The 19,738-nt window shown below is 43.8% G+C and carries 31 protein-coding genes; 9 read left to right on the top strand and 22 right to left on the bottom strand.

The genetic code is table 11. The features are described from left to right. The 5 genes from LZG72_RS28715 to LZG72_RS28695 form a co-directional block, all read left to right on the top strand. The coding region (locus LZG72_RS28715; RefSeq protein WP_233878662.1) for a hypothetical protein at positions 1-412 on the top strand (412 nt) is incomplete at its 5' end. A gap of 7 nt (positions 413-419) precedes the next feature. Next, positions 420-803, top strand: coding sequence for a hypothetical protein (locus LZG72_RS28710; RefSeq protein WP_233878661.1), 384 nt, complete (start codon positions 420-422; stop codon positions 801-803). Beyond that, the gene (locus tag LZG72_RS28705; RefSeq protein WP_233878659.1) at positions 800-1,294 is read left to right on the top strand and encodes a lysozyme; all 495 of its coding nucleotides are present in this window, start codon (positions 800-802) and stop codon (positions 1,292-1,294) included. Before LZG72_RS28710 ends, LZG72_RS28705 begins: the two co-directional genes overlap by 4 nt. After that, a complete protein-coding gene (locus LZG72_RS28700; RefSeq protein ID WP_233878658.1) occupies positions 1,282-1,542 on the top strand; it encodes a DUF2681 domain-containing protein in 261 nt (86 codons plus the stop codon). The genes LZG72_RS28705 and LZG72_RS28700 overlap by 13 nt, the downstream gene beginning before the upstream one ends. A gap of 174 nt (positions 1,543-1,716) precedes the next feature. Next, entirely contained in the window at positions 1,717-3,552 is a 1,836-nt protein-coding gene (locus LZG72_RS28695; RefSeq protein ID WP_233878656.1) for a type IV secretory system conjugative DNA transfer family protein, read from the top strand. On the opposite strand, the gene LZG72_RS28690 is transcribed toward LZG72_RS28695, so the two are convergent. Genes LZG72_RS28690 through LZG72_RS28680 form a run of 3 tightly spaced genes read right to left on the bottom strand, consistent with a single transcriptional unit; the run spans position 3,549 to position 5,146 of the window. Continuing rightward, positions 3,549-3,923, bottom strand: coding sequence for a hypothetical protein (locus tag LZG72_RS28690; protein WP_233878654.1), 375 nt, complete (start codon positions 3,921-3,923; stop codon positions 3,549-3,551). The two genes, LZG72_RS28695 and LZG72_RS28690, sit on opposite strands and share 4 nt — an antisense overlap. A 10-nt stretch (positions 3,924-3,933) precedes the next feature. After that, on the bottom strand, positions 3,934-4,848 hold the full coding sequence (locus LZG72_RS28685; RefSeq protein ID WP_233878653.1) for a relaxase/mobilization nuclease domain-containing protein: 915 nt from the start codon (positions 4,846-4,848) through the stop codon (positions 3,934-3,936). Further along, positions 4,838-5,146, bottom strand: coding sequence for a hypothetical protein (locus LZG72_RS28680; protein ID WP_233878652.1), 309 nt, complete (start codon positions 5,144-5,146; stop codon positions 4,838-4,840). Before LZG72_RS28680 ends, LZG72_RS28685 begins: the two co-directional genes overlap by 11 nt. Positions 5,147-5,439: 293 nt before the next feature. On the opposite strand from LZG72_RS28680, the gene LZG72_RS28675 reads away from it, so the two are divergent. Then, entirely contained in the window at positions 5,440-5,646 is a 207-nt protein-coding gene (locus tag LZG72_RS28675) for a hypothetical protein (protein ID WP_233878651.1), read from the top strand. Between the two features lie 5 nt (positions 5,647-5,651). Here LZG72_RS28675 and LZG72_RS28670 read toward each other — a convergent pair whose 3' ends face one another. The 5 genes from LZG72_RS28670 to LZG72_RS28650 form a co-directional block, all read right to left on the bottom strand. Beyond that, positions 5,652-6,716, bottom strand: a complete 1,065-nt coding sequence (locus LZG72_RS28670; protein ID WP_233878649.1) for a hypothetical protein — start codon at positions 6,714-6,716, stop codon at positions 5,652-5,654. Continuing rightward, the gene (locus LZG72_RS28665; RefSeq protein WP_233878647.1) at positions 6,713-7,828 is read right to left on the bottom strand and encodes a hypothetical protein; all 1,116 of its coding nucleotides are present in this window, start codon (positions 7,826-7,828) and stop codon (positions 6,713-6,715) included. The genes LZG72_RS28670 and LZG72_RS28665 overlap by 4 nt, the downstream gene beginning before the upstream one ends. Before the next feature lie 544 nt (positions 7,829-8,372). After that, complete coding sequence (locus LZG72_RS28660; RefSeq protein WP_233878645.1) at positions 8,373-9,314, bottom strand: replication protein RepA; 942 nt, start codon at positions 9,312-9,314, stop codon at positions 8,373-8,375. 44 nt (positions 9,315-9,358) lie between these two features. Continuing rightward, positions 9,359-9,655 (bottom strand): hypothetical protein, encoded by a 297-nt coding sequence (locus tag LZG72_RS28655; protein ID WP_233878644.1) that lies wholly within the window; start codon positions 9,653-9,655, stop codon positions 9,359-9,361. Beyond that, the gene (locus tag LZG72_RS28650) at positions 9,630-10,295 is read right to left on the bottom strand and encodes an AAA family ATPase (RefSeq protein ID WP_233878642.1); all 666 of its coding nucleotides are present in this window, start codon (positions 10,293-10,295) and stop codon (positions 9,630-9,632) included. Before LZG72_RS28650 ends, LZG72_RS28655 begins: the two co-directional genes overlap by 26 nt. Positions 10,296-10,500: 205 nt before the next feature. Between LZG72_RS28650 and LZG72_RS28645 the strand changes: the two genes are divergently transcribed. Beyond that, positions 10,501-11,082 carry a hypothetical protein gene (locus LZG72_RS28645; RefSeq protein WP_233878640.1) on the top strand — a complete coding sequence of 194 codons (582 nt, stop codon included), beginning with the start codon at positions 10,501-10,503 and terminating at the stop codon, positions 11,080-11,082. A gap of 8 nt (positions 11,083-11,090) precedes the next feature. On the opposite strand, the gene LZG72_RS28640 is transcribed toward LZG72_RS28645, so the two are convergent. Genes LZG72_RS28640 through LZG72_RS28630 form a run of 3 tightly spaced genes read right to left on the bottom strand, consistent with a single transcriptional unit; the run spans position 11,091 to position 12,208 of the window. Continuing rightward, the gene (locus tag LZG72_RS28640) at positions 11,091-11,486 is read right to left on the bottom strand and encodes a DUF2958 domain-containing protein (protein WP_233878638.1); all 396 of its coding nucleotides are present in this window, start codon (positions 11,484-11,486) and stop codon (positions 11,091-11,093) included. Positions 11,487-11,512: 26 nt separating this feature from the next. Beyond that, positions 11,513-11,893: a type II toxin-antitoxin system HigA family antitoxin gene (locus tag LZG72_RS28635; protein WP_233878637.1), complete on the bottom strand. Its 381-nt coding sequence runs from the start codon at positions 11,891-11,893 to the stop codon at positions 11,513-11,515. Positions 11,894-11,914: 21 nt separating this feature from the next. Further along, positions 11,915-12,208: a type II toxin-antitoxin system HigB family toxin gene (locus LZG72_RS28630; RefSeq protein WP_233878636.1), complete on the bottom strand. Its 294-nt coding sequence runs from the start codon at positions 12,206-12,208 to the stop codon at positions 11,915-11,917. A gap of 317 nt (positions 12,209-12,525) precedes the next feature. Here LZG72_RS28630 and LZG72_RS28625 point away from each other — a divergent pair, with 317 nt between their 5' ends. After that, complete coding sequence (locus LZG72_RS28625) at positions 12,526-13,299, top strand: hypothetical protein (RefSeq protein ID WP_233878634.1); 774 nt, start codon at positions 12,526-12,528, stop codon at positions 13,297-13,299. Between the two features lie 9 nt (positions 13,300-13,308). Here the strand turns inward: LZG72_RS28625 and LZG72_RS28620 are convergent, their stop codons facing one another. The 3 genes from LZG72_RS28620 to LZG72_RS28610 form a co-directional block, all read right to left on the bottom strand. Next, entirely contained in the window at positions 13,309-14,178 is an 870-nt protein-coding gene (locus tag LZG72_RS28620) for an ArdC family protein (protein ID WP_233878632.1), read from the bottom strand. 836 nt (positions 14,179-15,014) lie between these two features. Beyond that, positions 15,015-15,293 carry a hypothetical protein gene (locus LZG72_RS28615; RefSeq protein ID WP_233878630.1) on the bottom strand — a complete coding sequence of 93 codons (279 nt, stop codon included), beginning with the start codon at positions 15,291-15,293 and terminating at the stop codon, positions 15,015-15,017. Further along, positions 15,271-15,438, bottom strand: a complete 168-nt coding sequence (locus LZG72_RS28610) for a hypothetical protein (protein WP_233878628.1) — start codon at positions 15,436-15,438, stop codon at positions 15,271-15,273. Before LZG72_RS28610 ends, LZG72_RS28615 begins: the two co-directional genes overlap by 23 nt. Positions 15,439-15,604: 166 nt before the next feature. Here LZG72_RS28610 and LZG72_RS28605 point away from each other — a divergent pair, with 166 nt between their 5' ends. Continuing rightward, complete coding sequence (locus tag LZG72_RS28605) at positions 15,605-15,769, top strand: hypothetical protein (protein WP_233878626.1); 165 nt, start codon at positions 15,605-15,607, stop codon at positions 15,767-15,769. 251 nt (positions 15,770-16,020) lie between these two features. Here LZG72_RS28605 and LZG72_RS28600 read toward each other — a convergent pair whose 3' ends face one another. The 8 genes from LZG72_RS28600 to LZG72_RS28565 all read right to left on the bottom strand — a co-directional run. Further along, positions 16,021-16,344 carry a hypothetical protein gene (locus LZG72_RS28600; protein WP_233878624.1) on the bottom strand — a complete coding sequence of 108 codons (324 nt, stop codon included), beginning with the start codon at positions 16,342-16,344 and terminating at the stop codon, positions 16,021-16,023. A 144-nt stretch (positions 16,345-16,488) separates the two neighbouring features. After that, complete coding sequence (locus tag LZG72_RS28595) at positions 16,489-16,725, bottom strand: hypothetical protein (protein WP_233878623.1); 237 nt, start codon at positions 16,723-16,725, stop codon at positions 16,489-16,491. A gap of 142 nt (positions 16,726-16,867) precedes the next feature. Beyond that, positions 16,868-17,116 (bottom strand): hypothetical protein, encoded by a 249-nt coding sequence (locus tag LZG72_RS28590; protein WP_233878622.1) that lies wholly within the window; start codon positions 17,114-17,116, stop codon positions 16,868-16,870. A 287-nt stretch (positions 17,117-17,403) separates the two neighbouring features. After that, positions 17,404-17,811 carry a hypothetical protein gene (locus LZG72_RS28585; RefSeq protein ID WP_233878621.1) on the bottom strand — a complete coding sequence of 136 codons (408 nt, stop codon included), beginning with the start codon at positions 17,809-17,811 and terminating at the stop codon, positions 17,404-17,406. Then, positions 17,812-18,216, bottom strand: coding sequence for a single-stranded DNA-binding protein (gene ssb, locus LZG72_RS28580; RefSeq protein ID WP_233878619.1), 405 nt, complete (start codon positions 18,214-18,216; stop codon positions 17,812-17,814). Between the two features lie 3 nt (positions 18,217-18,219). Then, positions 18,220-18,996 (bottom strand): DUF1071 domain-containing protein, encoded by a 777-nt coding sequence (locus tag LZG72_RS28575; protein WP_233878618.1) that lies wholly within the window; start codon positions 18,994-18,996, stop codon positions 18,220-18,222. A 12-nt stretch (positions 18,997-19,008) separates the two neighbouring features. Continuing rightward, positions 19,009-19,254 carry a DUF2312 domain-containing protein gene (locus LZG72_RS28570; protein WP_233878617.1) on the bottom strand — a complete coding sequence of 82 codons (246 nt, stop codon included), beginning with the start codon at positions 19,252-19,254 and terminating at the stop codon, positions 19,009-19,011. 29 nt (positions 19,255-19,283) lie between these two features. After that, the coding region (locus LZG72_RS28565) for a pentapeptide repeat-containing protein (RefSeq protein ID WP_233878616.1) at positions 19,284-19,738 on the bottom strand (455 nt) is incomplete at its 5' end.

The raw sequence follows: 19,738 nt of genomic DNA, 5'->3' as shown, positions 1-19,738 counted from the left end.
GGCAGGAATAAAACGTATCACAATTAATTTGGCCGATCTTTCTACTAGCGGTTCTAGTCTCGTGATGATACAGATCGGAGATTCAGGCGGTATTGAAACGACTGGATATAAGGGCGCATCATCTACCATTTCGAGCGGATCTGCTGAAGGTGCTTTTAGTACCGGATTTGTGATTTACAGCAACGTCGCGTCAGGTACTGATGTCCGTCATGGTTCTATTGTTTTATCCTTGGTCGATGCAGCAACAAACACCTGGGTTGCTGCTGGTGTAATTGGCCTATCAAACGCGACAAGAACCGCGATTGTCGGTGGCAGCAAGGCATTGTCGGCAATGTTGGATCGCCTACTTATTACGACGGTTGGCGGTACGGATACGTTCGACGCTGGCCTTATTAACATCCTTTACGAGTAAAGAAGATATGCCGCATAACCTCCCACCATTATCGCCGCAGGACGGTATTTACGCCGTTTTAATGGATATCAAAGAGGTTATCGGACGTCTGACACAAATCAGCGCGGACACCCGCAATGATACGATGGACATCAAAGCAGCGCAGAAAATCAGCGATACCCAGCTAAACCAGATGACAAACAAGCTTGATAGCCTGGTGCATGATCACAGCGAGTTGAAGGCCAATGTTGTTCATATCGAGACCCGGACAAAAGTCCTGGAAGATCGTGAGATCGAACGAAAGGGCGCAATGAAGATGATCGCCTTTTTATGGTCGGCCGGCACAGCTCTGATCGCATGGATCATACTAAACTTTAAAACTATCCTGGAATTCATGGGGTTTGGCCAATGAAGGACAATAAACCGAAAAGCAAGAATAAGCCTGCTGCTGCTTTACTGGCGGCTATGCTTGCCATCGGAACACCGTTTGTTGCCACTCAGGAGGGTTTGAGCGTTGTTCCTTATCGCGATATCGGTGGCGTCTGGACGTGGTGTTACGGCGAAACGGAAGGGGTTGTCCCGAAAAAGACATTTACAAATTCCGAGTGCTCTGCGCTCCTCCGGGTAAAGCTGTTAGCGTACGGCATGTCTGTTTGGTGGCTGATCGATACAAAAATGACCGCTCCCCGCTGGGCTGCTTTGACATCATTTTCCTATAACGTCGGCATCAATGCTTTCAGTAATTCAACCCTTCGCCGCAAGATCAATGCCAATGACCCAAAAGCCTGTGATGAACTGAACCGATGGACGTATATAGGAAAGCGTGACTGTAAGATTCCTACAAATGGATGCATGGGACTGCCAAATCGACGAAATGAGGAGAGAAAGCTATGCAATTCTTGAAATACTGGCCTTATGGCCTTGCAGCACTGGCCCTGCTGGTACTTTCTTGCTTCATCAGCTATTGTGTTGGTGTATCTGACGGCCGCAAACAGGAGCAATCCACGCAGGCACTTGTAGGCGCAAAAGCCACCGTCAAGGCTGTATCAACTAAGGAGAATGTAAAAAATGCGACACGTAAGCTTTCTGATCCTGATATTGATAATAGTCTCACTGCTAACGGTTGGATGCGCTCAGACACGGATCGTTGATACTGGTTGCGTTTGGACTGACTACATTATCGCCCATCGTGACGATACGACCGAAACCAAACGGCAAGTCTTGAACCATAACCTTACGAAGAAAAAAGTGTGTAAAAGTTAGATTTATTCCTTGGCCTTTGCCGGGTTAAATCTTATCTTCGGTGACAATCGTAAACCTAAATCATGGGAAAATCTACAAGCCTGTTAAGGGTATTTAAAATCCCTCTTGCTATTCTGGCGCTTTTTACAATAGGAATTTATCTATTTGATGGATTGCAACGAATATTTTCATTCGTGCTAGTAGTTCCTGCTTCCTGGTTTTTATACAAAATGATCTCACACAGGATAAATGGGACAATACCACGTTGGTTTCATAAGCGATTTTATAATAACAGGCATGTTTTGAAAGAGAATGAAGGCGCTGCCGGGACTTGGCAATTTATTCTTATAGTAATAGCACTAATTATTTCCCCTACACTCTTGATGTGGTTTGTATCATTTATCCTTTATCCTAATGGTGGAGAGATTGATTCAAAATATTATCCTGCCGGTTTTTCTTATTTTAGACATTCCCCGATACTGGCAAATATCGCATGGGTTTCAGCTTTGGTTTTACCAATTTGGGTTGCAAGGACATTCAGGAGGCAAAGAGATTATTATGCAGAAGATGTAGTTGAACAAGAAGAAAAAGAAAATATCAAAAAATCTTATGGCTCAAAAACATGGGCTACGGACAAAGAGTTAAGAGCTGTTTTACATGGTGATAGATCACCGATTAATATAGGAAATGGATACATGTGGCATGGTGAAGGGCATATCATGACCTGCGCCCCGACAAGAAGTGGAAAGGGCTTTTACATCATTAACACAGCTCTTACCGATAATTCCCTTAGAGACCCCGGTGCATCCTCTTTCATTGTAATGGATCCAAAAGGGGAAAATATCAGGATTTCAGGCGACTATCTCAGGTCAGTAGGGTATGAGGTGTATTGTATAAACCCTTATGATATTGCTGGTTTAGAAGAATTCGGACTGTCCAAGTTTAATCCTCTGGATGATATCGACCCTTTCAGCGACGACACCGACGAGATACTGGATACCATTGCATATTCAATTATTCCCCCATCCGATCATAAAAACAAATTCTTTGATGATGCTGGCCGAGATTTTCTATTAAACTGCTTACGCCACTTACTCACTCAAACTGAGGATGAAATATCATTTAGGACACTTTATTACTATGTTCTATCAACTGGCACTGATCTTGAAATACTCCTGAAAAAGATGGCTGTAAACAGGCATTTTGATGGTGTTATAACTAAATATGCCATGTCTGTTGCGGGACAAAAGGGTACGGATGCATGGGGTTCTATTTCCAGAACAGCCCAAACGGCAATGACAATGTTTGGCCGGAAAAGGCTTGCAAGTTCGCTATCTGGATCAGATTTTAAAATGTCCGATCTGAACGATAAGAAGGTTGCGGTATTCCTTTGCATGCCATCAGACGTTATTCAGAAAAACGCGCCCTGGTTAAGGATTTTCTTTGGATCGATGCTCAGGGAATTAATGAAAAACTATCACCCTAAAAGGCGGATTACCCTTTTAATGGATGAATTTATCAAGCTTGGCTATTTGAAGGAAGCGGAAGATTTCTTTACCATTGGTGCTCAATATGCGACCATTTGGGCGGTCGTTCAAGATTTGGATGCTTTAAGCAAAATATACGGCGGTTGGCAATCTCTTGTAGGTAACTGTGCTGTCAATCACTGGTTTGCTGCTGGTGACAACCTAACCCGTGATTATATTTCAAGGCGAATGCCTATGACTGTTCAATTCATGGGTAATAATAAGGATGGCTCCCCAAGATATAATGAAAAGCCACTTTTGCGTCCTGACGAAGTGGGGTCATTCCCTGATATAATTTTGGAACTGTCTGCAATGGAAAGCCCTGCAAGACTACCCAAAATACCTTATTTACAGCAAAATAAAAACGGTAGAAACCTTCGGGCAATGGCCTAAATCTGAGGGGTATTATCACGGTTATTCTCCCGTATTCTGGCCTGTTCAAGCAGTTTATCCATTTCATCCTGCACACGATCCATTTCCTGCTGATTTTCAATGGTGTCATGCAGTCCACGCATTTCAGTAACCAAGGCACGTTCGGTACTTAGAACCTTGCCGTAAAAGGGAATAGCTTCTCTTTCTTCCACCTGTCGTTCTTCAAGAGCCATTGTCTCAAGCCTCGCAGCTTTCCGGTATTCATTGGCTATGTCCTCTGGAACTTTACCGTCATGCTGACTCTTTAAATCCTGCCAGATCCTGTATTGTTCCTGCAGCATTTTGCCGATTTCATCTTCCTGACGTTTTCTGATTTCGTCGATACTGTCCATATAAATGATATTAGTAAGTGTAACCCCTATCTTGTTCCCGATCTCTCGCCTGCTTTAACAGCCGTTCCATTTCATCGGCGATATCATCGATTTCGCTTTCAGGCTTTTTTTCGACCTCCTTATCCTCCTGTTTCCTAAAGTTATCAATAAATTCCTGACGCTTTTCTTCGATCTCAACCTTTTTCTCAACAGCAATTTTACGCAAAGCTTCGGCCTCGGTTTGAAGCAGAATATCAGCAAATTCCTTCTTCACTTCGGCGGTCTTAACCCCATCCAGCTGACGCACCAGATCAAGGCTTTGTCGATCGGGGGTAATCACCTTATAAGGCCGACGATCCAGACCCTTGGCGACCTGGTAACCCATGGCTTCCGCCTGCTCAATGAAGTCGATACCATCCTTGGAATATTCCCATATTTCAGATAGTGTTTTCTTATGATTTTGCTCGTGCGTTTTGTCCCGGCGCCAGGGTGTTGGCTCATGACCGAAATGCTTTTCAAGCTCTGCGCGGGTATGGTTATTATCGTAGTAATTAAAGCTGTCTCGGATCAGGGTACCGGTCTCATGCTTGTACCGTTCAAAGACGACATGGGCATGGGTACTGCCTTTCTTGGTATGCAGCACAGCAGCGTATTTCTGACCCTCGTGGCCGGTGTTCCTGGCGTAGGTCTCAATACAGTAATGCCAGTCATCAATCGTCATGTTCCGGCTCTCATGGGCGCGGGGAGCTATCTGCCCATGGTGCAAACCTTTCAGGCCATTCGTAAGCTCGACGGTCAGCTCCATTTCCAGCAGCGATCGCTTCAAATCGGTAGGAGTGGCCGTACCTCGAATATCAAGGATCTCGATCTTCTCGTTGTCCCGTTTATCAAGAAGATACATGGCCAACTGCATAGCGTCGCCACGTGATTTGCCCTTAACTATCATAACCGAATTCTTCGTGGATCTTATTAGCCATAAAAGTGACCTGGGCTTCAATGGCACTTGTATCCTCTGGTCGGGCTTTCAACTCAGTCAGGATATGTCCCAGGTTGGATAGTGCCTTGATCAACGCCACGCGCTCAGGGGTGGGGGCTTTCCTGCGGGGCGGATCTCCCAGACCCATAAACAGCAGGTACTCTGTAAGGCTCTTAAAACCGGACTGCGCCTTTTTATCTTCCAGCCGTTTCTTAACGCTGGTCAGACAACGCATACGTATGGAGGTCTCCGGATCATCTACTTTCATAACAATAACCTAGGGGTTAAGGGTCTCCCTTACAAGACGGCGATGGGGTCAAAAATGAAGCGATTAGCAAAATTTGTGATCACAGCGCATGTCTTGCTTAACGTAACACAATCTAACCCCTTTTGAGAGAATTTGCAAATGTTGTACCGTACTTCTGATCATTCTGCGGACGTCCACAATATGATAGTAATCCTACATTATTTATTCTTGAGGAGTTTGCGCGGATTTTAAGTATTTAGAGAAAAGTATTAAATTTAAGCAAATTCTCTCTCTGACATAAATTCATAAATCCTATGAGCAACAGTTACAAAACGCTTTTAAAAATAGCGGTAATTAGCACACTTATTGCGATTATCTTTGGAATTACAGAATCTTCCGTTAGCGACGGAATAGTTAAGTATCTATCTCCACCAATAGCAATGCTGGCGGGCGCCATAGGTATCCTAAGTTTCATTGCATTTTTAATTGCCCTAGTTGTTGGCGCAAACAAGGGTAAATAGCTTTATTAAAGCTTAAAATATGGCACAGTACTCGGATCCGGCTTACTCTGCTGCGGCATACCTACAACCTTACGATCCAGACCCAAATCCTTCTCCCGCTTCTCATTCCAGTCCTTAAAGCCATCATACTTGTAGGCCATGTCTCCCCCGCCCCATCCCAAGTGTGTGACAAAATCAAGCAGCCGATTGAAGGCTCTTAACCCTGAATTTTTCTCGATTGGAAGGTCGGTCTTAATCCCGTTTTTCCAGCTATCATCATGGGGGTAATGGATCATTGTACCAGGTGGAATTGTCTCAATAAACCTTTCAGCATGTCCAATAATCTCCGGTTTATTCCCTTCTGCTGCACGCCCTATCATAGCGTCACCATTCACGATCAGGTAATTATATGTCCCAATCGGCGGCTTATCAATTGTTAGAAAAGTACAAAAATCTATCATTGAATAGAACGTATGCCAAGGAGCGAAATCACGGTCAGCCAGGAACACTGAAACGTCCTTATGGCCGACAGAAGTCTTAGCCCAATCCCCTGCCCTGCGGACTTCAAAACCGCCTGAATTGTTCTGCATACCAAAGCCGGAATAGGACTTTTTGCGGTCTGCCCGGCCAGTGAATTTGACGTCTTTCAGGTATGGAGCAACTGCCTTTGGATCAATGCCACGACTGGTCAGGTACTGAGCATTTTTTGAGAGTGATCGGCCAGAGTAAATGTTGAAGTCATTTGCGCTGATAAGATCGTAATACGGGAGTTCGGGTTCCACTGGTTTAAGCTCCTGGCGAATGGTGGGAATAGTGTAGCCGGACCCGACAGTATTTTCAATGAATTTCAAAGCCTCCGGGATGCCATCGAGATTTGCGTATTTGAGTGCAAGATCAATAATATTTCCTCCTGCACCAATGGCGTGATCAAACCAAGCCTGCTTGTCGCGTGTCAATACGAAAGATGCTGTCTTTTCTTCACGCCAAGGAGCTTTATACCATTTCCGCCCATAGCTTTCCTTTACACATACCTGTCCAAGGTTCTCCAGGAACTCGTCAAGCGGGATGGATTTGGCATCTTTGATGTTCATTCTATTTGTTTATACCTATCTAATCCCAAGACTGTTTTCGACAAAAGAATCTGGTTAGATTTAGCAATGTATTTTGTTAGGTCAACTCGGTGCCTTGGAAAGTTAATTGATAACTCAAAGTCATCATTATTTTTGATTGGGAATCCATTAACAGATAACTTAAATCCTATCAAATCAATAGAGCTATTCGGTACAAAATTAGCTGAAGAGAAACTGCAATTTTTATATTCATAACGTGAGTGTATTCCGTCCCTTTCAAAATCAATATAATTAGCCCTAATTGCGTTCTCATGGAAATTTTCTGGCGAATTGTAAGCTGATAAGTGCAGGGAAAAAATTCTAGATAGATTATTGGGCTTCGTCTTTGTCCTGGGTTCTATAAATAGTAAGTCTACATTTGTCCCAATTAATATATCTTCTTTAACAAGGGCCCATACATCCTTATACTCATTAATAAATAGGCGCCCTAAATTATTACTACCTCCTTTCTCAAGATTCTCGATAATTGTATTTTCAAGAGACTCATTTTTAGGATGTTGTATCTTAGCCTTCTTATATATCGGACTTTCTACAATAGATTTTGGTAATTCGGTAAATGAGTATAGTACTACACTCATGGGATGCAATGGAAAGTCCTGTAGTAAAAGTTTTCTCTTTGCATCTGTCACTCTCGCAATAGCAATTTTTGTTCCCTTTTGAGTTTCTTCAATTTGCTTAGATGCCGCTCTCAGGTTTTCACTAATTATATACAATGAATCAAGCTGAGTTTTTGATAGAGACTTTTGTAGTATTTTGTTTCCTTGCAAACTATCTGCAATTGCTTTTGACCTAATCAATTCTGCATTTAAGCTATCTTTTAAATCGTCAAATTTCTTTTCTTTTGCCTTGCCAGACCTCGTGTCATCAATATCTTGTAATACGAAAGATGCGCCGGAAAGCAATGCACTAATAGATATTATTCCTATTGACATCCACCCAATTAAGGTGAGATGCTTATGCTCATCTACCGTGTCCTTCTGAAAAATAGCCAAAACAGTACCTAAAATAGCGGTTATGGCAGCCATTAGCTGTAGTATTGTTGGAAAATCAAATATGTCTATAAATTCACTCATGTCGACTTATAGATAAAATCAATAACTAAATCCATAGTTCACCGCTCCCACCCCCTTCTTCATCAGTTATTCACAATTTTTTCAGTTAATAATAGTATTTTTTTATTTGTTTTTAAATAAAGGGTTGTGTGACAAAATCACGGTGTCTTTCTCGAGTAAATCACGGTGCTTTTAGCGACAAAATCACGGTGAATAACATGGTCTGGATTATGGTTGTGAACATAAAAATGTGGATAACTTCATTCTCCTACCGTGGAATTCTCGTTATTTACAAAGTTAACCAGCTGTATTTCAGTTAATTGGATAAACCTAACTTCGTAAAATAGCCGATTACCGTGAAATAGTCGTCATATAGCGTATAATAAACTGATTTACAGATTGTTATACATCATATCGTGAGTAGATCACGGCGATACCGTGAATTGCTCGTCATTAACAAAGTTAACTTTATGACTATGATATATATATATGCTTCATTTTGTGATAAAAACACGGTTATGCCGTGAAAGACTCGTCATTTGTGAAGTAACGCATTATAAGTCAGCTATTTACTAAACAATATCATCTGCTTTGGAATTGGCGTCGGACTGTTGTGTAACAATAATCCGCGTGTTCCCTTCTGATCAATTTTTGCATCAGTGTAAAGCGTCCTTACCAAATCCCAGGTTCTCTTGAAGTTGGTACGGAAATCTGTCATGCGCGTATACTCACCGCCGAACTGATCTTTCAAGGTTTTCCATGCAAGGAACTGCGGCTTTCCCTTCGGTATACGGTGCAGCCTATGTGCAAGGAAACAATACAGGTCAATTGCGGTCGCATTGTTGCTGAGTGCTGCAAGGTGTGTCTTTGGCAGCGGTACAGCATGCTCGACAAGGTTCTTGAAATACTGCTCTGACAATTCGATTTGTTCCGGCCACCGCTGCTGGTTCTCTGCTCCTTTGAAAACGGTAAATCGGCTAACAATCGGCATGTTCGTATTGTCCTGCCATTCTTCCCCGTCAAACGATAGTCGCATGATCGAATTGGATAGCCTGGCGATTTGATCCCGTACACCGGCAATTTGGCTCCCTCCGTCCGTCATTCCGATTTCCTTGACAAACTGTGTCAGGTTGTTCGAACTCACGTCTATGACCCGATTTTGGCTCTGCACGGCTATTGCGTTCAGGTTGGCAAGGATAATCCTTGCCTTGGTGCCGTACGGTAGCCCCAGATACTCGTTTTTGTGGGTGTTCGGATTAAGCACCGGCAGCGGGATCACCGTCATGGTAAACTTGCCACTGTCTGTCTCCCAAACCTCGCTGGGCGTTGCAGGTTCCCGACGTGGCAGAAACACCTGGCACATGGCCGCAGCTTGAAAGAGCATTTCACGGTCGTCCGGATCTTCCTGGTAAGCCTCATAAATCAGTTTTGACCTGCGAACTGCTACTTTCGACGTTCCGTCTGGTTTCGGTTTAGGTGCTTTTTCAGCGTCTTTTTTAGCACTCATTTAGCGTTTATTTTAACGTTAAAAATAATGTTAATTTCAACGCTCTATTGAACGCTATATTTCCGGCGCTCCCGCTCGATTTTCTCCTGTACGGCTTCAATTACCCAATCATGCACGGATATCGAGATTTTGCGGCTGCGGCTTTTTGCTGGTCGCTTGTCACGCAATTCCTTAATGGTTTCCATTTCGTCCACCGTCATAATTAACTTGATGCTCTTGGTGGAATTTGGATCAGCGGCCACCTCTTTACTCTCGACAGTAGTTTTACCGCCTTTATTAATAATCGCGTCGATCTGTTTCTCGGATACCACCTTCTTAGGCGGTGACAGGGATATTGACATGGCTGATGCGTTTAAAAAGTTCTGTTATTTCGTTAATGGCTTTTGCGTCTGACTTCTCCCCCATTTCAAAGACAGTCAATCCGGATGCACCAGCGTTTGGATATGCTTTACGGTTCTTAACCGGACAATCGACGAATGTCATTTGCTCAATGCCGGCCAGAGCTTCGGCGGATTCCCTGTTGTCGGCGGACGTAATGTCTGCCCTGTTCAGGAATGTATAAGCTGTCAATGGTGCCGGCCTGCCGGACTGGATTTCTTCCAGGATTTCAGTGAACTTGGCCAGCGTCCAGATGTCATGGCTTCGGGGCTGTATCGGAACGATTGCCACATCGGAAACAAACAAAGCTGCACGCTGACTGGTCGTGTCCCTCCCACCCGTGTCAATCACGATGTGATCGTATTTTGACTTCATTGTTTCGACCTGTTTGCGAAGGTTTGCGCCAACAAGTTGCACCAGTGTATAGCCTACGTTTCCTTCAAGTGTTTGCTCTCGCCAGGCGGTAAAATCGCTTGCTGTACCCTGCTCGTCGGCGTCAATCAAAAGGACGTCAAAACCCTGTTTAGACAGCCATACGGTAAAATGTTCTGCAATTGTGCTGCGGCCACTCCCACCCTTTTCGCCTGCGGTTGTGAAGATCATTAGACGTTTATTTAGACGTTAATATTTATGCCAAAATAGATGTTTATTTCGAAATGGCAAAATATGCTGAAAATAAAGCTTTTATAAACGTCAGTTTAAACGTTATTTTAGTGTTAATTTTAACGTTAAAAATAACCTCATATATTATGCCTAAATCAACACAATTTTTTTATATTTTTGTATCAAACTTAAACTTTCCTGACAAATGAAGAAATCTACTCTCGCACTTCTTCCAATCCTTTGTCTCATGCTATGGGCTTGCCCGAAAGATGCCGACCCGAAACCTGATCCTGATATCAAGAGTAATCGTGTTTCATTGCTAGAAAAAGAAAAGGATGGCATACAGCTACTTTTTGGAAGCAAGAATACTAGTCCTTATTTAGATTTGACTGGATTTAAAAATCCGGAATGTGGAGTCAATAGCGAGTTTAAAAATTTAAAATATACATTGGCCGATGATATTCCTAATGATAACCACTCCTGCGGCAGTAAAATACTAGAAGGTTACCTGACTCTTAATATCGGGACATCGTTAGTTGTTGATGTTTCATATTATTCAGATGTCAAGAGTATCAGTATACGTGTGGTCGATGGTTGTACAACAGGTATGACTATTTCTCTAACCGACACGGATGGAAAGATAATCGCAAAAAAGGTTACTTCTTACAGTGATGAAAATGCTGCATTTCGAACTCGGGATGGTTTGGATTTTAGCAAAATAAAAGAAATAAGAATATTTAAAACCTGTGAAGGCGGACCTTCTAGTATAAATATATCACCATACTAAATACCTAATTACTTAGGCCTATTCATTAATGTAAGCTGCGCAATGGCCATCTTTTCACGATCAGTTGTGATTTGCTGGCTCATTCGCGCAGCTTCGGTATAAACGCTCATAGGGTAGGAGGGGACAAAGTGCTCGTCCCGCTCGACAGGAATATTCAATGTCGGATGCCGGGCAGCTTCCAGTTCCGAAATGGATACGTTGCCAAGCTCCGGGTAGCCCATGCCAAGATCGCACAGGCCGAAAGCGATATCATCATAGAATGGGTCGATCTCGGATAGGAGCCAGGTCGCGTTGCCAATGAACAGCTTCACAACAGGCGGGTGATCGTCTGCGCGTTCCTCCATAACGTCATAGGCGTTACGGATCATCTGCGCTTTGAGATCATCGGGGATAAGTCTGGACATGCCAGCACTATATAGAAGGATATGGCCTATCGCAATTGATATTCTGCAATTAAGGCGTCTGCTGGGATATGCAATAACTTGCTGAATTTACGAATCATCGTCAGTGATAGCGACTGTTTGTAATTCAAAACCTTACTCACAGTAGCTTTATCCCCGTATTCTTTCGCAAGGTCAACAGGTTTGAAACCAAAATCCTCCATCCTGATTTTGATCAGTTCGACAGGATCCACCTCCGGCAGCTCACTTGTCTTTTCTTCAAAGTCAGAAATGAGATGTGCCAGTAAAAGCTTTTCCTTATGTTCAGACGTGCCTTTCGCCGCGTACTTAATTTCCTCGTAGCGTGAAAGCGCAGTCTCGTACTCCTGCTCAGTCTCTATTAGAAACCAGTCTGATTTTATTTTTTCCATATATTTAGTGACTTCCAGAGATTAAACGGTTGAAGCGTCAACTGTATCATACTCGGCATGCGTCCCTATAAATCTTACTTCTACAATTTCATCCTCGTAGTTTATCTCTACGATTAGACGGTATTTGTTACCAACAATTTTGAACCTGGCGCGGCTTCCTGGAATAATAGATGCATTGGGAAAATCCTGCAATACATCGGTTCCTTTTTTCCATTTTGCCCGGTTAACAACTGTCTTCCAAACGTTTAAACTTTTACCAGAATCTGAATGCTTTTTCGCAAATCGATCCAACTCTCGTAACCTTAGAATTATCATCTTTAAAATGATTTTGTGAATTTTTTGAATTAACCATCTGAAAGCTGTTTAATGGTGAGAGAGATTTATTGGCTTAGATCCAATTAAGCCAATACAAATATCTATTAAAGTTGGCAAAATACCAACTTTGTGTGAATAATATTTTTAGTAGATCGAATCGTTTGCATTTTTCCAAGAACATTCACTTTTCATCCCAAAGCCCTTGCGTCATGTTTTCATCTTTAACATAAAAAGGGTTATCTGACACATTTTCAGACCCTATTCGATTTATCCTGTTTTATCGGTAAATTTCGCCATGAACCCTCTTGTACTTTTCCATGAGTATCGTCAAAAACCTTATCAATAAACTTTCGGGTCAACAATCGACAAACGATCCGTCACCACCGGAGATACCAAAATTTAATCGACTCGATTTTTACAAAGAGAATTACTACAAAGAGGTCGAGCGTCGTAATAGCCTCAATAATGAGATCACACTGCAAGGGACGGTTCTGATCGCTCTGATATCCGGGGTTTTTATTCTGCTGACGTCCTTTAAAAATCCCGTTCATTGTGTTGTTCTGTTTTTCAACTTCTTTGTGCTTGTCGAGTTGATATTCATTGTTGGTACGGGATATCACCTTTTTAACAGCTACTATAAATTCAATAAGGGTGGTCGGGAATTTCTGTTGCTCCCCAAAATGAAAGAAGTTGAGCAGTATTTCAAGGATTGCAAAAAGCACCCAGATCCGGACGAGTTCGAGGATTTCCTAAGAGAAAAATTCATCTTGATTTCAGATAATATCTCCGAGCACAATAATGATAAGTCTACTGACCTAACAAGATCGTCAGGATGGATGACCCGATCATTTGCAGGGGCATCTTTCATAGTGTTCTGTTTTTTAGTAAATTACAGCGTAGAACCATATCTTAGAAAGGACGAAAAACCCTCCGATCAAGAAACTGTCAACAATGAGCCAAAACAACAATCAATCGAACCAGGGGCAGCAAAGCCAACAGCAGTCACAGACTCAGGAACGGCCACCGCAGCGCCCCGAAGTACAGCGACTTCAAGAAAGGACTCTGCAAGAGGAGTACCAGCGAAAAATTGAAAGGCGAGATTAAGCTTTCAATTGTAACGTGTGAAGATATTCAAACGCCTTACTAGCTTCACTAGACGCTTGGAAGATAGCCTTCTTGTTATCAGTCAGCAGTTGTAACCAGTGGCCAATGTACTGCGCATGATCCGGACGTGGCGCATCTGCAATACCCCAATCGGCAGAAAGGAAAGCTGAACCCATTTCGGCCACGATTTCTTCACCGGCGTATTTCTTATCGCCAAATCTTTTTCCCATGTCCCGGCCAAGACGCTTTTCCGGACCCGTCCAGTGTGTCAACTCATGGGCGAGGGTTGCATAGATGCTTTCGGTGATTGTCTGTGTCGGTGTGCCTGTGAATAGGTTACGATCAGGCATCTTGATTTCATCGGTACGGCCACTGTAATAAGCCACGGTTCCGCCGAATGTGACCTGAGCACCGGTGTTGTCGATAAAGTCGTCGATGTGTTTGATCGTCTCGAATGTGACGGTAGGGCGGGGTAGGGGTTCAACCTCTTTATAGGATTGGAGCTGCGAACGGTTAAATACGGTATAGGTTTTCAGGAACGGGATCTTGTCGATTTCTTCCTTGCCTTCCTTCTGCTTTTCAATGAAATCATAGTAAACCACGGTCGTGCCTTTTGATCCTTTCCGGATTACCTCTTTACGTTCAGACCATTGCTTGAATGTGCCAAACTCGTTGGTAGGGAACTCGCCCATCCAAAGTAGGGGGATATTAATACCACGGTAACGCTTGCCGCTAGCCACGTTTACAGGTAGTTCAAAGGAAACATTGTGCTCACCTTCCTGCCAAGGCTTATGCCAGGGCGCGGCACCTTGTTCGAGTTGGGCGATGATTTTGGCGGTAATCTGTGTATGAAGGTCTTGGGACAAGCTTTTTCTCCATCGGTTGTATAGTTTGGTTTTCTAACATTTAGTTTGTTTATATATCTAATAATAAGCACCTTGCAATAGATAAACATACAGAAATATGAAAATCAGAAATTTCTATATAGTGACTCTTTGCTTAATTGGAGTGGTGGCGTTTATCACTTTCGATATGGGATTTTGGATCTTCCTGATTTTCATATCCGTTGCAACCATATTGATTATTTCAAAGTATCTCCGTGATGCGGAAGATAATCCTGTAACCTATGAAAGGTATGTACCAAAAAAGGATTTTCCTTCCGGAATAATTCATAAACCCACTTCATATAATACCGATACACCATACAGTAACAATACATCATTCAATAGCTTAGATGACTATTCAAACAGGTTAAGAAAATATGATGAACTCAATATCCAAATTAACTATTACAAGTCGATAAATGATACTGAGATGTACACGCACACAATTTCCTATCTTGAAAGTCAAAAAAATGATCTACGGATATAAGTAAAATTTGACGGAGCATCGAGGTATCTCATGCCAACTTTCCTGCAAAGCCTGCGCGTCGGTCGGGGTGGTCATGTTGTCTCCTTTGGTAAATTCATGAATGATTGAACCCAGCTATCCCAGTACTCGCCATAGTTTGAAATATATCCTTGTTTTGCATCTGGTGCACGTTCGTACAATTCACATAGCGGCGTAAAATTCTGCGCCTTACGGTGATCTTCTGAAAGAAAAATCCCCAAGCAATTACGAAATTCTTCAACTGTATAATCAACCTGATCGTAAGCGCATCCCATTATATATTTCTGCACTCTGATTTTATCACCCGCTTGCATCACACACCATCCCCGTCAGCGTTGTCGATTTCGCCGATCATATGCTCCACCACACCATGAAAGACTGTAATTCCATTGCATCCAGTTCCCAGCATAAGATCAGCGTATTGCTTCATGCCCTCTGTCGGATTGGCCAGCCTGTCAGCGATACGCAGGGCGCGGCGGATTGTTTCTATTTCATCAGCTGGCTGTTCAATGTTACGAATCTCGACCTGTCGGTTCATCCATTCCAAAGCATCTTTAAACTCGGTCGTATCAGTGGTTTTTTCGGTCATCATAAACTCTCTGTAAAGGTTCAGGAATAGGCTCATCTTCAACCCTGCGCACATAGTCGATCCCGGCCAGTATCAGGCACGGTATGAATAACAGGATAATGATAACCAGAGCGGCAAGCATAAACAGTGCGTCGGTCAGCTTTTTCATTGTCGTTACTCTCGGTTTCGGGTTGATGTTTCTTGCTATGCGGGCAGTTTTCGGCGCACACAATGATGCGGCGCGGTGAAAGTTTCAGGTATGATTCAGGCGGTTCAAGGCATCCGGCGCATGGTTTTGTCATAGGCGCGGCTTCGGGTTCTGAATGTGGATTTCGGTGAAGGTAAACCGGTCCAGCGGCGAACCATTACAGGCGGCGATCAGGACTTCCGTTTGCTCGTCGGTCATTTCTCAATCCTCGTATAAACAACTTCACGTTTCCAGCCCATTGCTTTCAACGCATGATCAGGTATGCGGCAAATACCACGCACCCAGCGATTAATGTATTTTTCGTCAAGGTCGCATTGACGGCCAAAAGCCTGCTGTCCACCGGCTTGCTTGCACTGCTCTTGCAGTTCGATAAGAAGTTCATGCCTGGAAATCACTTGCACACCACGTCATAGCCACTGGCTTGCATATTCTCACATGCAAACTTCTGGCGTCTTAGCTCTTTGTCGATCACGATAGGAATGAAAGTGCGCATGGCAATGACTAGGATAATAAAGGTTGCGGCGGTGAAAATGAGGCGTTGCATCAGTTTTCTCCTTTGGCTTTTGCTAGTGCTGCGCGTGCTGCATCGAATTCTAGTGTTTTTCGGTCTGCTACACGTATGACACCTTCCAAAGCCTCAATCAGATCAGTAATAACCGGATTGCTATTTCTGTCAGTTTCTTGCATACAAAACCCGATACTAAGAACTTTACCGGTTGGGATAAACTCAATAAACGTGCGAGTTAGCGATGAACAAAACGGTTCAAGTCTTTCCCGTTGGACAAAATCATCAGATACCAATTGCTCTGTTGCAGGCCCCCAAGAGCCTTCGGTTATTAATAACCATATCGGCTTCTGCTCCGCCATATCAATTCCCCTTCGTCATGTTAATCAGTTTAAGATTGATCCGCTTCAAGCATTCGCGATAGTGCCGTGCCGCCACGTCCGGGTTCTGGTTTAACCAGGTGCGGATCTGCTGCGGTGCGGACTTGTTATCGTTGGCTGGTTTCGTCATGGCTTAGCTCCGATCACGATAGGAATTCGCTTGGTAAATCGACCAGCACCATCACGCTTTCGGGACGCTTCTGCGAACAGGCCACGGTACAGATTATAAAGATTATGCGTGAACGTGATTTGCTCGTCCTGTGCCTTTACCTTTTCTTCCAGGCTTTGCAATGCCGCCTGTTGCCGGCTGCAAAACGTGACCAGGTCGTTGTATTTCTTGCGGGAAACGAAAGGCCATTTCATGATTTTACCTCCCAATAATCTAATGCAGGTAAAGCTCCCGCACCAAAACCGAGTTGATTAAATGCTTCCGAGACACTAGTGGCAGTTGCTTCGTGTGTCATTCCATCTTTCCAATGAAAAATGAAAGTCAGATATATTTTCATCACTCACCTACCATTTCTGCATAAGCTGAGCCATCCTTGTGACATGGGCGTGGTTCCTCGTTATTGTCCAGATTATCACTGTGCCATGTGGTGTATTCGTTCAGTTCCTTTAAGGCTGCCATTGTTTCTTTGTAATCGGTAGCTTCACCAATACGGCGCAAGCATGTGGTCAAATCCTCTAAGCATGTAGCCGAAACGTAGTGGTTCAAATCAGCCTTAAAACCGTATTCTTCTTGTGGGATAGTCATGTGAAACTCCTTCGCTGTTGCCTATCATTATAATGGCATAGACACAAAACAATGTCAAGAGTTATTTTGCGTCCAAACGAATATTTTTCACTTTAACCGCTGTCCGATTGTTAACTGTGTCACAACTGAATTTCAAACCATATCGCTTAGCATAAGACCTTGCCGCCGATGCACAGGATACAGGATTATCAGTCTCAATAACCTTGCTTTTCCCGATTGCAATACTTTTAAAGGGGTATTTCGTGGCGTTGAATGGACGCCCTAGTTTTCGCTTTTTGGTCATTTGCTTACCTTTCGTAAACAGAGAAATCTTGGAGATCAGCAGGCTCCGGCAGCACAATACCCATCGTCCCGGCCAGTGCCTTCACCTTTTCCATGTACTCGACCATATCCTTGGTGTTTAGCTTTGTCGTGCTGATAGGGTAGGCGTTGCCCGTCTGCTTTGAGATCATGCGTGGCAGGAAGTGATAGCCCATATCCTGATGAACTGCTTCTTTACTGTCGCCGCTGTAATTGGCAATAATATCAATCCACATCCAGTATAAAGCTGACTGCGATAAAGTGCGCTTTTCCTTGACTTCACCAATCATAATCTGCATTGGTTTCTGACCATCCCAGCGTTCCAGCATGGTTGATAACCTGTGAACGGCTACCCCTATACTTTCACGATTTCGGATGGTCAGAACCGTTTTCATTTAGAACTCTGGCACATCATTGACATGGGAGGGGGAAGCGTCCTGATTGTCTGACTTACCGTCCAGCAGCAGGATCTCGCCGCGATACTGGCGCAGCACGATCTCGGTTGTGTTGTTCTCCTTGCCATCGTCGCCAGTCCACTTACGGCTTTCCAGCTGACCTTCAAGGTAAACCTTTGACCCTTTTTTCAGGTATTTCTCAATAATCCCGATCAGGTTTTCATTGAACACCACAATCCGGTGCCATTGGGTATTTTCTTTGCGGTCTCCGCTGGCTTTGTCATTCCAGCTTTCCGATGTAGCCAGCGAGAAACTGGCCACACGGCTATTATTCTGAGTTGTCCGAATATCCGGATCTTTCCCCAGGTGTCCGATCAGAGTTACGCGATTAAGAGATTGTGACATGACTTATCCTTTCAATGGGTGTGTGTTGTAGTGGGTAGTTACTTGTTCATAAGCCTCTTTTGACAGACGCTTGCTGAATTTTGGTGAATGGGATTTCCAGTAGTCGATCAGGTTTTGCAGACCGTCCATTGCATCCATTTCCAGCACTGCCGCTGTTGCCAGGCTGTCGCGGAAAACAGATATCAAATCGCCACGCTGACGATCATCTGACAAGTTGCGAACCCATGAACTGTTCTTGTCGTACCACTCATTGAGTACATCGACGGTCAAAACATCATCGGAGTGGAAAAAGCCTAAAGATGTGCGATAGAATTTGGCTTGCTCGTCAATTGGCCAGCTGTCAAGGATGCTGTCGCGGTTATCCTTACTAAGCTGTTCCTGCTTCTTCTCTGGCACTTCTTCCCCATCAGGTAAATCTTCGCCGGCATAGATGTAAAGCCCTAGTCCATGCAGGGCGATTGCCTTGGCCAGGCAACGCTGCATAGCTGTATTGACCTGGAATGAATTGGGGTTCTTAATCGGTTTGTTCATGTTATCCATGACTGGCAGCTGCATTTTACGCTTGCGGCCAAAGGCTTCAACGGTACAAAAAACCATCATTGTATCGTCAGGGAATACCTTGTGCTCGTCGTATTCCCAAGAGGCGTTCTCATCCCTTTGCATCAGGATATCAACAGCCCATGCCCAGGATAGATAGGTCAGTTTACCTTTCTTTTCCGTATGCTCGTTGACATTGATTGCGCGTATTTCGGAATAACTGTTTTTTACGGGTTCAGACACGGTTCATTCTCCCTATTCAAGACCAATTGCAGCTTTGTAAATGTCCAGGATTTCTTCTTCCTCCCGGCGCTTTTCGGATGCCATCTTGCGCAGACGGACAATCATTTTCATGATCTTACTGTCGAAACCAGCTGATTTTGCTTCTGCGTAAACATCGGTAATATCGTCCTGCAGGCCTTGCTTTTCTTCGGACAGTCGCTCTATACGCTCGATATATTGTTTTAAGCGCTCACCTGCTACGCCTTGTACGTCAGCCATGTTTATTCTCCTGTGTGTTTGATAGATTGTTAATTGACCTTGATGCCGCTGATTTCAAAGAATACATCAGCATCGAAATTCGGAAGCATTTTAAGCTTGTCCTGTTCCGTTTTACTTGCGGAATTGTATGCTTTCTGGAATGCTTCTTTGTAATTGTATTTTTTCAGGTATCCGCCAGTGGTGAAGAATGTAGGATATTTAACCTTTTCTTCGTCAGTCATTTCGCTTTCATATATCCATTCCGTTACACTGAAGTAAAGGAAATTAGGCTTGTCAGCATTGTCCCATTCTTGACGGGAGCATGGCTTGTTGAAAATCAAGACATCATCCGGCGTAATCGTATTAAAGAAGCCAGTGTTCCAGTCGCCAGTGTTCCAGTCGCCAGTGTTCCGGTCGCCAGTGTTCCAGTCGCCAGTGTTCCGGTCGCCAGTGTTCCAGTCGCCAGTGTTCCGGTAGCCAGTGTTCCAGTCGCCAGTGTTCCGGT

This window comes from Dyadobacter sp. CY323 (assembly GCF_021390245.1).
In the GTDB taxonomy this organism is placed as follows: domain Bacteria; phylum Bacteroidota; class Bacteroidia; order Cytophagales; family Spirosomataceae; genus Dyadobacter.
The sequence above is the reverse complement of the archived record's forward strand: the minus strand, read 5'-3'. Positions and strand labels throughout refer to the sequence as shown.

Excerpts from the sequence above, each read along its gene's own strand:
- LZG72_RS28710 (WP_233878661.1), top strand. The coding sequence starts at position 420 with ATGCCGCATAACCTCCCACCATTATCGCCGCAGGACGGTATTTACGCC.
- LZG72_RS28705 (WP_233878659.1), top strand. The coding sequence starts at position 800 with ATGAAGGACAATAAACCGAAAAGCAAGAATAAGCCTGCTGCTGCTTTA.
- LZG72_RS28700 (WP_233878658.1), top strand. The coding sequence starts at position 1,282 with ATGCAATTCTTGAAATACTGGCCTTATGGCCTTGCAGCACTGGCCCTG.
- LZG72_RS28695 (WP_233878656.1), top strand. The coding sequence starts at position 1,717 with ATGGGAAAATCTACAAGCCTGTTAAGGGTATTTAAAATCCCTCTTGCT.
- LZG72_RS28690 (WP_233878654.1), bottom strand. The coding sequence starts at position 3,923 with ATGGACAGTATCGACGAAATCAGAAAACGTCAGGAAGATGAAATCGGC.
- LZG72_RS28685 (WP_233878653.1), bottom strand. The coding sequence starts at position 4,848 with ATGATAGTTAAGGGCAAATCACGTGGCGACGCTATGCAGTTGGCCATG.
- LZG72_RS28680 (WP_233878652.1), bottom strand. The coding sequence starts at position 5,146 with ATGAAAGTAGATGATCCGGAGACCTCCATACGTATGCGTTGTCTGACC.
- LZG72_RS28675 (WP_233878651.1), top strand. The coding sequence starts at position 5,440 with ATGAGCAACAGTTACAAAACGCTTTTAAAAATAGCGGTAATTAGCACA.
- LZG72_RS28670 (WP_233878649.1), bottom strand. The coding sequence starts at position 6,716 with ATGAACATCAAAGATGCCAAATCCATCCCGCTTGACGAGTTCCTGGAG.
- LZG72_RS28665 (WP_233878647.1), bottom strand. The coding sequence starts at position 7,828 with ATGAGTGAATTTATAGACATATTTGATTTTCCAACAATACTACAGCTA.
- LZG72_RS28660 (WP_233878645.1), bottom strand. The coding sequence starts at position 9,314 with ATGAGTGCTAAAAAAGACGCTGAAAAAGCACCTAAACCGAAACCAGAC.
- LZG72_RS28655 (WP_233878644.1), bottom strand. The coding sequence starts at position 9,655 with ATGTCAATATCCCTGTCACCGCCTAAGAAGGTGGTATCCGAGAAACAG.
- LZG72_RS28650 (WP_233878642.1), bottom strand. The coding sequence starts at position 10,295 with ATGATCTTCACAACCGCAGGCGAAAAGGGTGGGAGTGGCCGCAGCACA.
- LZG72_RS28645 (WP_233878640.1), top strand. The coding sequence starts at position 10,501 with ATGAAGAAATCTACTCTCGCACTTCTTCCAATCCTTTGTCTCATGCTA.
- LZG72_RS28640 (WP_233878638.1), bottom strand. The coding sequence starts at position 11,486 with ATGTCCAGACTTATCCCCGATGATCTCAAAGCGCAGATGATCCGTAAC.
- LZG72_RS28635 (WP_233878637.1), bottom strand. The coding sequence starts at position 11,893 with ATGGAAAAAATAAAATCAGACTGGTTTCTAATAGAGACTGAGCAGGAG.
- LZG72_RS28630 (WP_233878636.1), bottom strand. The coding sequence starts at position 12,208 with ATGATAATTCTAAGGTTACGAGAGTTGGATCGATTTGCGAAAAAGCAT.
- LZG72_RS28625 (WP_233878634.1), top strand. The coding sequence starts at position 12,526 with ATGAGTATCGTCAAAAACCTTATCAATAAACTTTCGGGTCAACAATCG.
- LZG72_RS28615 (WP_233878630.1), bottom strand. The coding sequence starts at position 15,293 with ATGATGACCGAAAAAACCACTGATACGACCGAGTTTAAAGATGCTTTG.
- LZG72_RS28610 (WP_233878628.1), bottom strand. The coding sequence starts at position 15,438 with ATGAAAAAGCTGACCGACGCACTGTTTATGCTTGCCGCTCTGGTTATC.
- LZG72_RS28600 (WP_233878624.1), bottom strand. The coding sequence starts at position 16,344 with ATGGCGGAGCAGAAGCCGATATGGTTATTAATAACCGAAGGCTCTTGG.
- LZG72_RS28595 (WP_233878623.1), bottom strand. The coding sequence starts at position 16,725 with ATGAAATGGCCTTTCGTTTCCCGCAAGAAATACAACGACCTGGTCACG.
- LZG72_RS28590 (WP_233878622.1), bottom strand. The coding sequence starts at position 17,116 with ATGACTATCCCACAAGAAGAATACGGTTTTAAGGCTGATTTGAACCAC.
- LZG72_RS28585 (WP_233878621.1), bottom strand. The coding sequence starts at position 17,811 with ATGAAAACGGTTCTGACCATCCGAAATCGTGAAAGTATAGGGGTAGCC.
- ssb (WP_233878619.1), bottom strand. The coding sequence starts at position 18,216 with ATGTCACAATCTCTTAATCGCGTAACTCTGATCGGACACCTGGGGAAA.
- LZG72_RS28570 (WP_233878617.1), bottom strand. The coding sequence starts at position 19,254 with ATGGCTGACGTACAAGGCGTAGCAGGTGAGCGCTTAAAACAATATATC.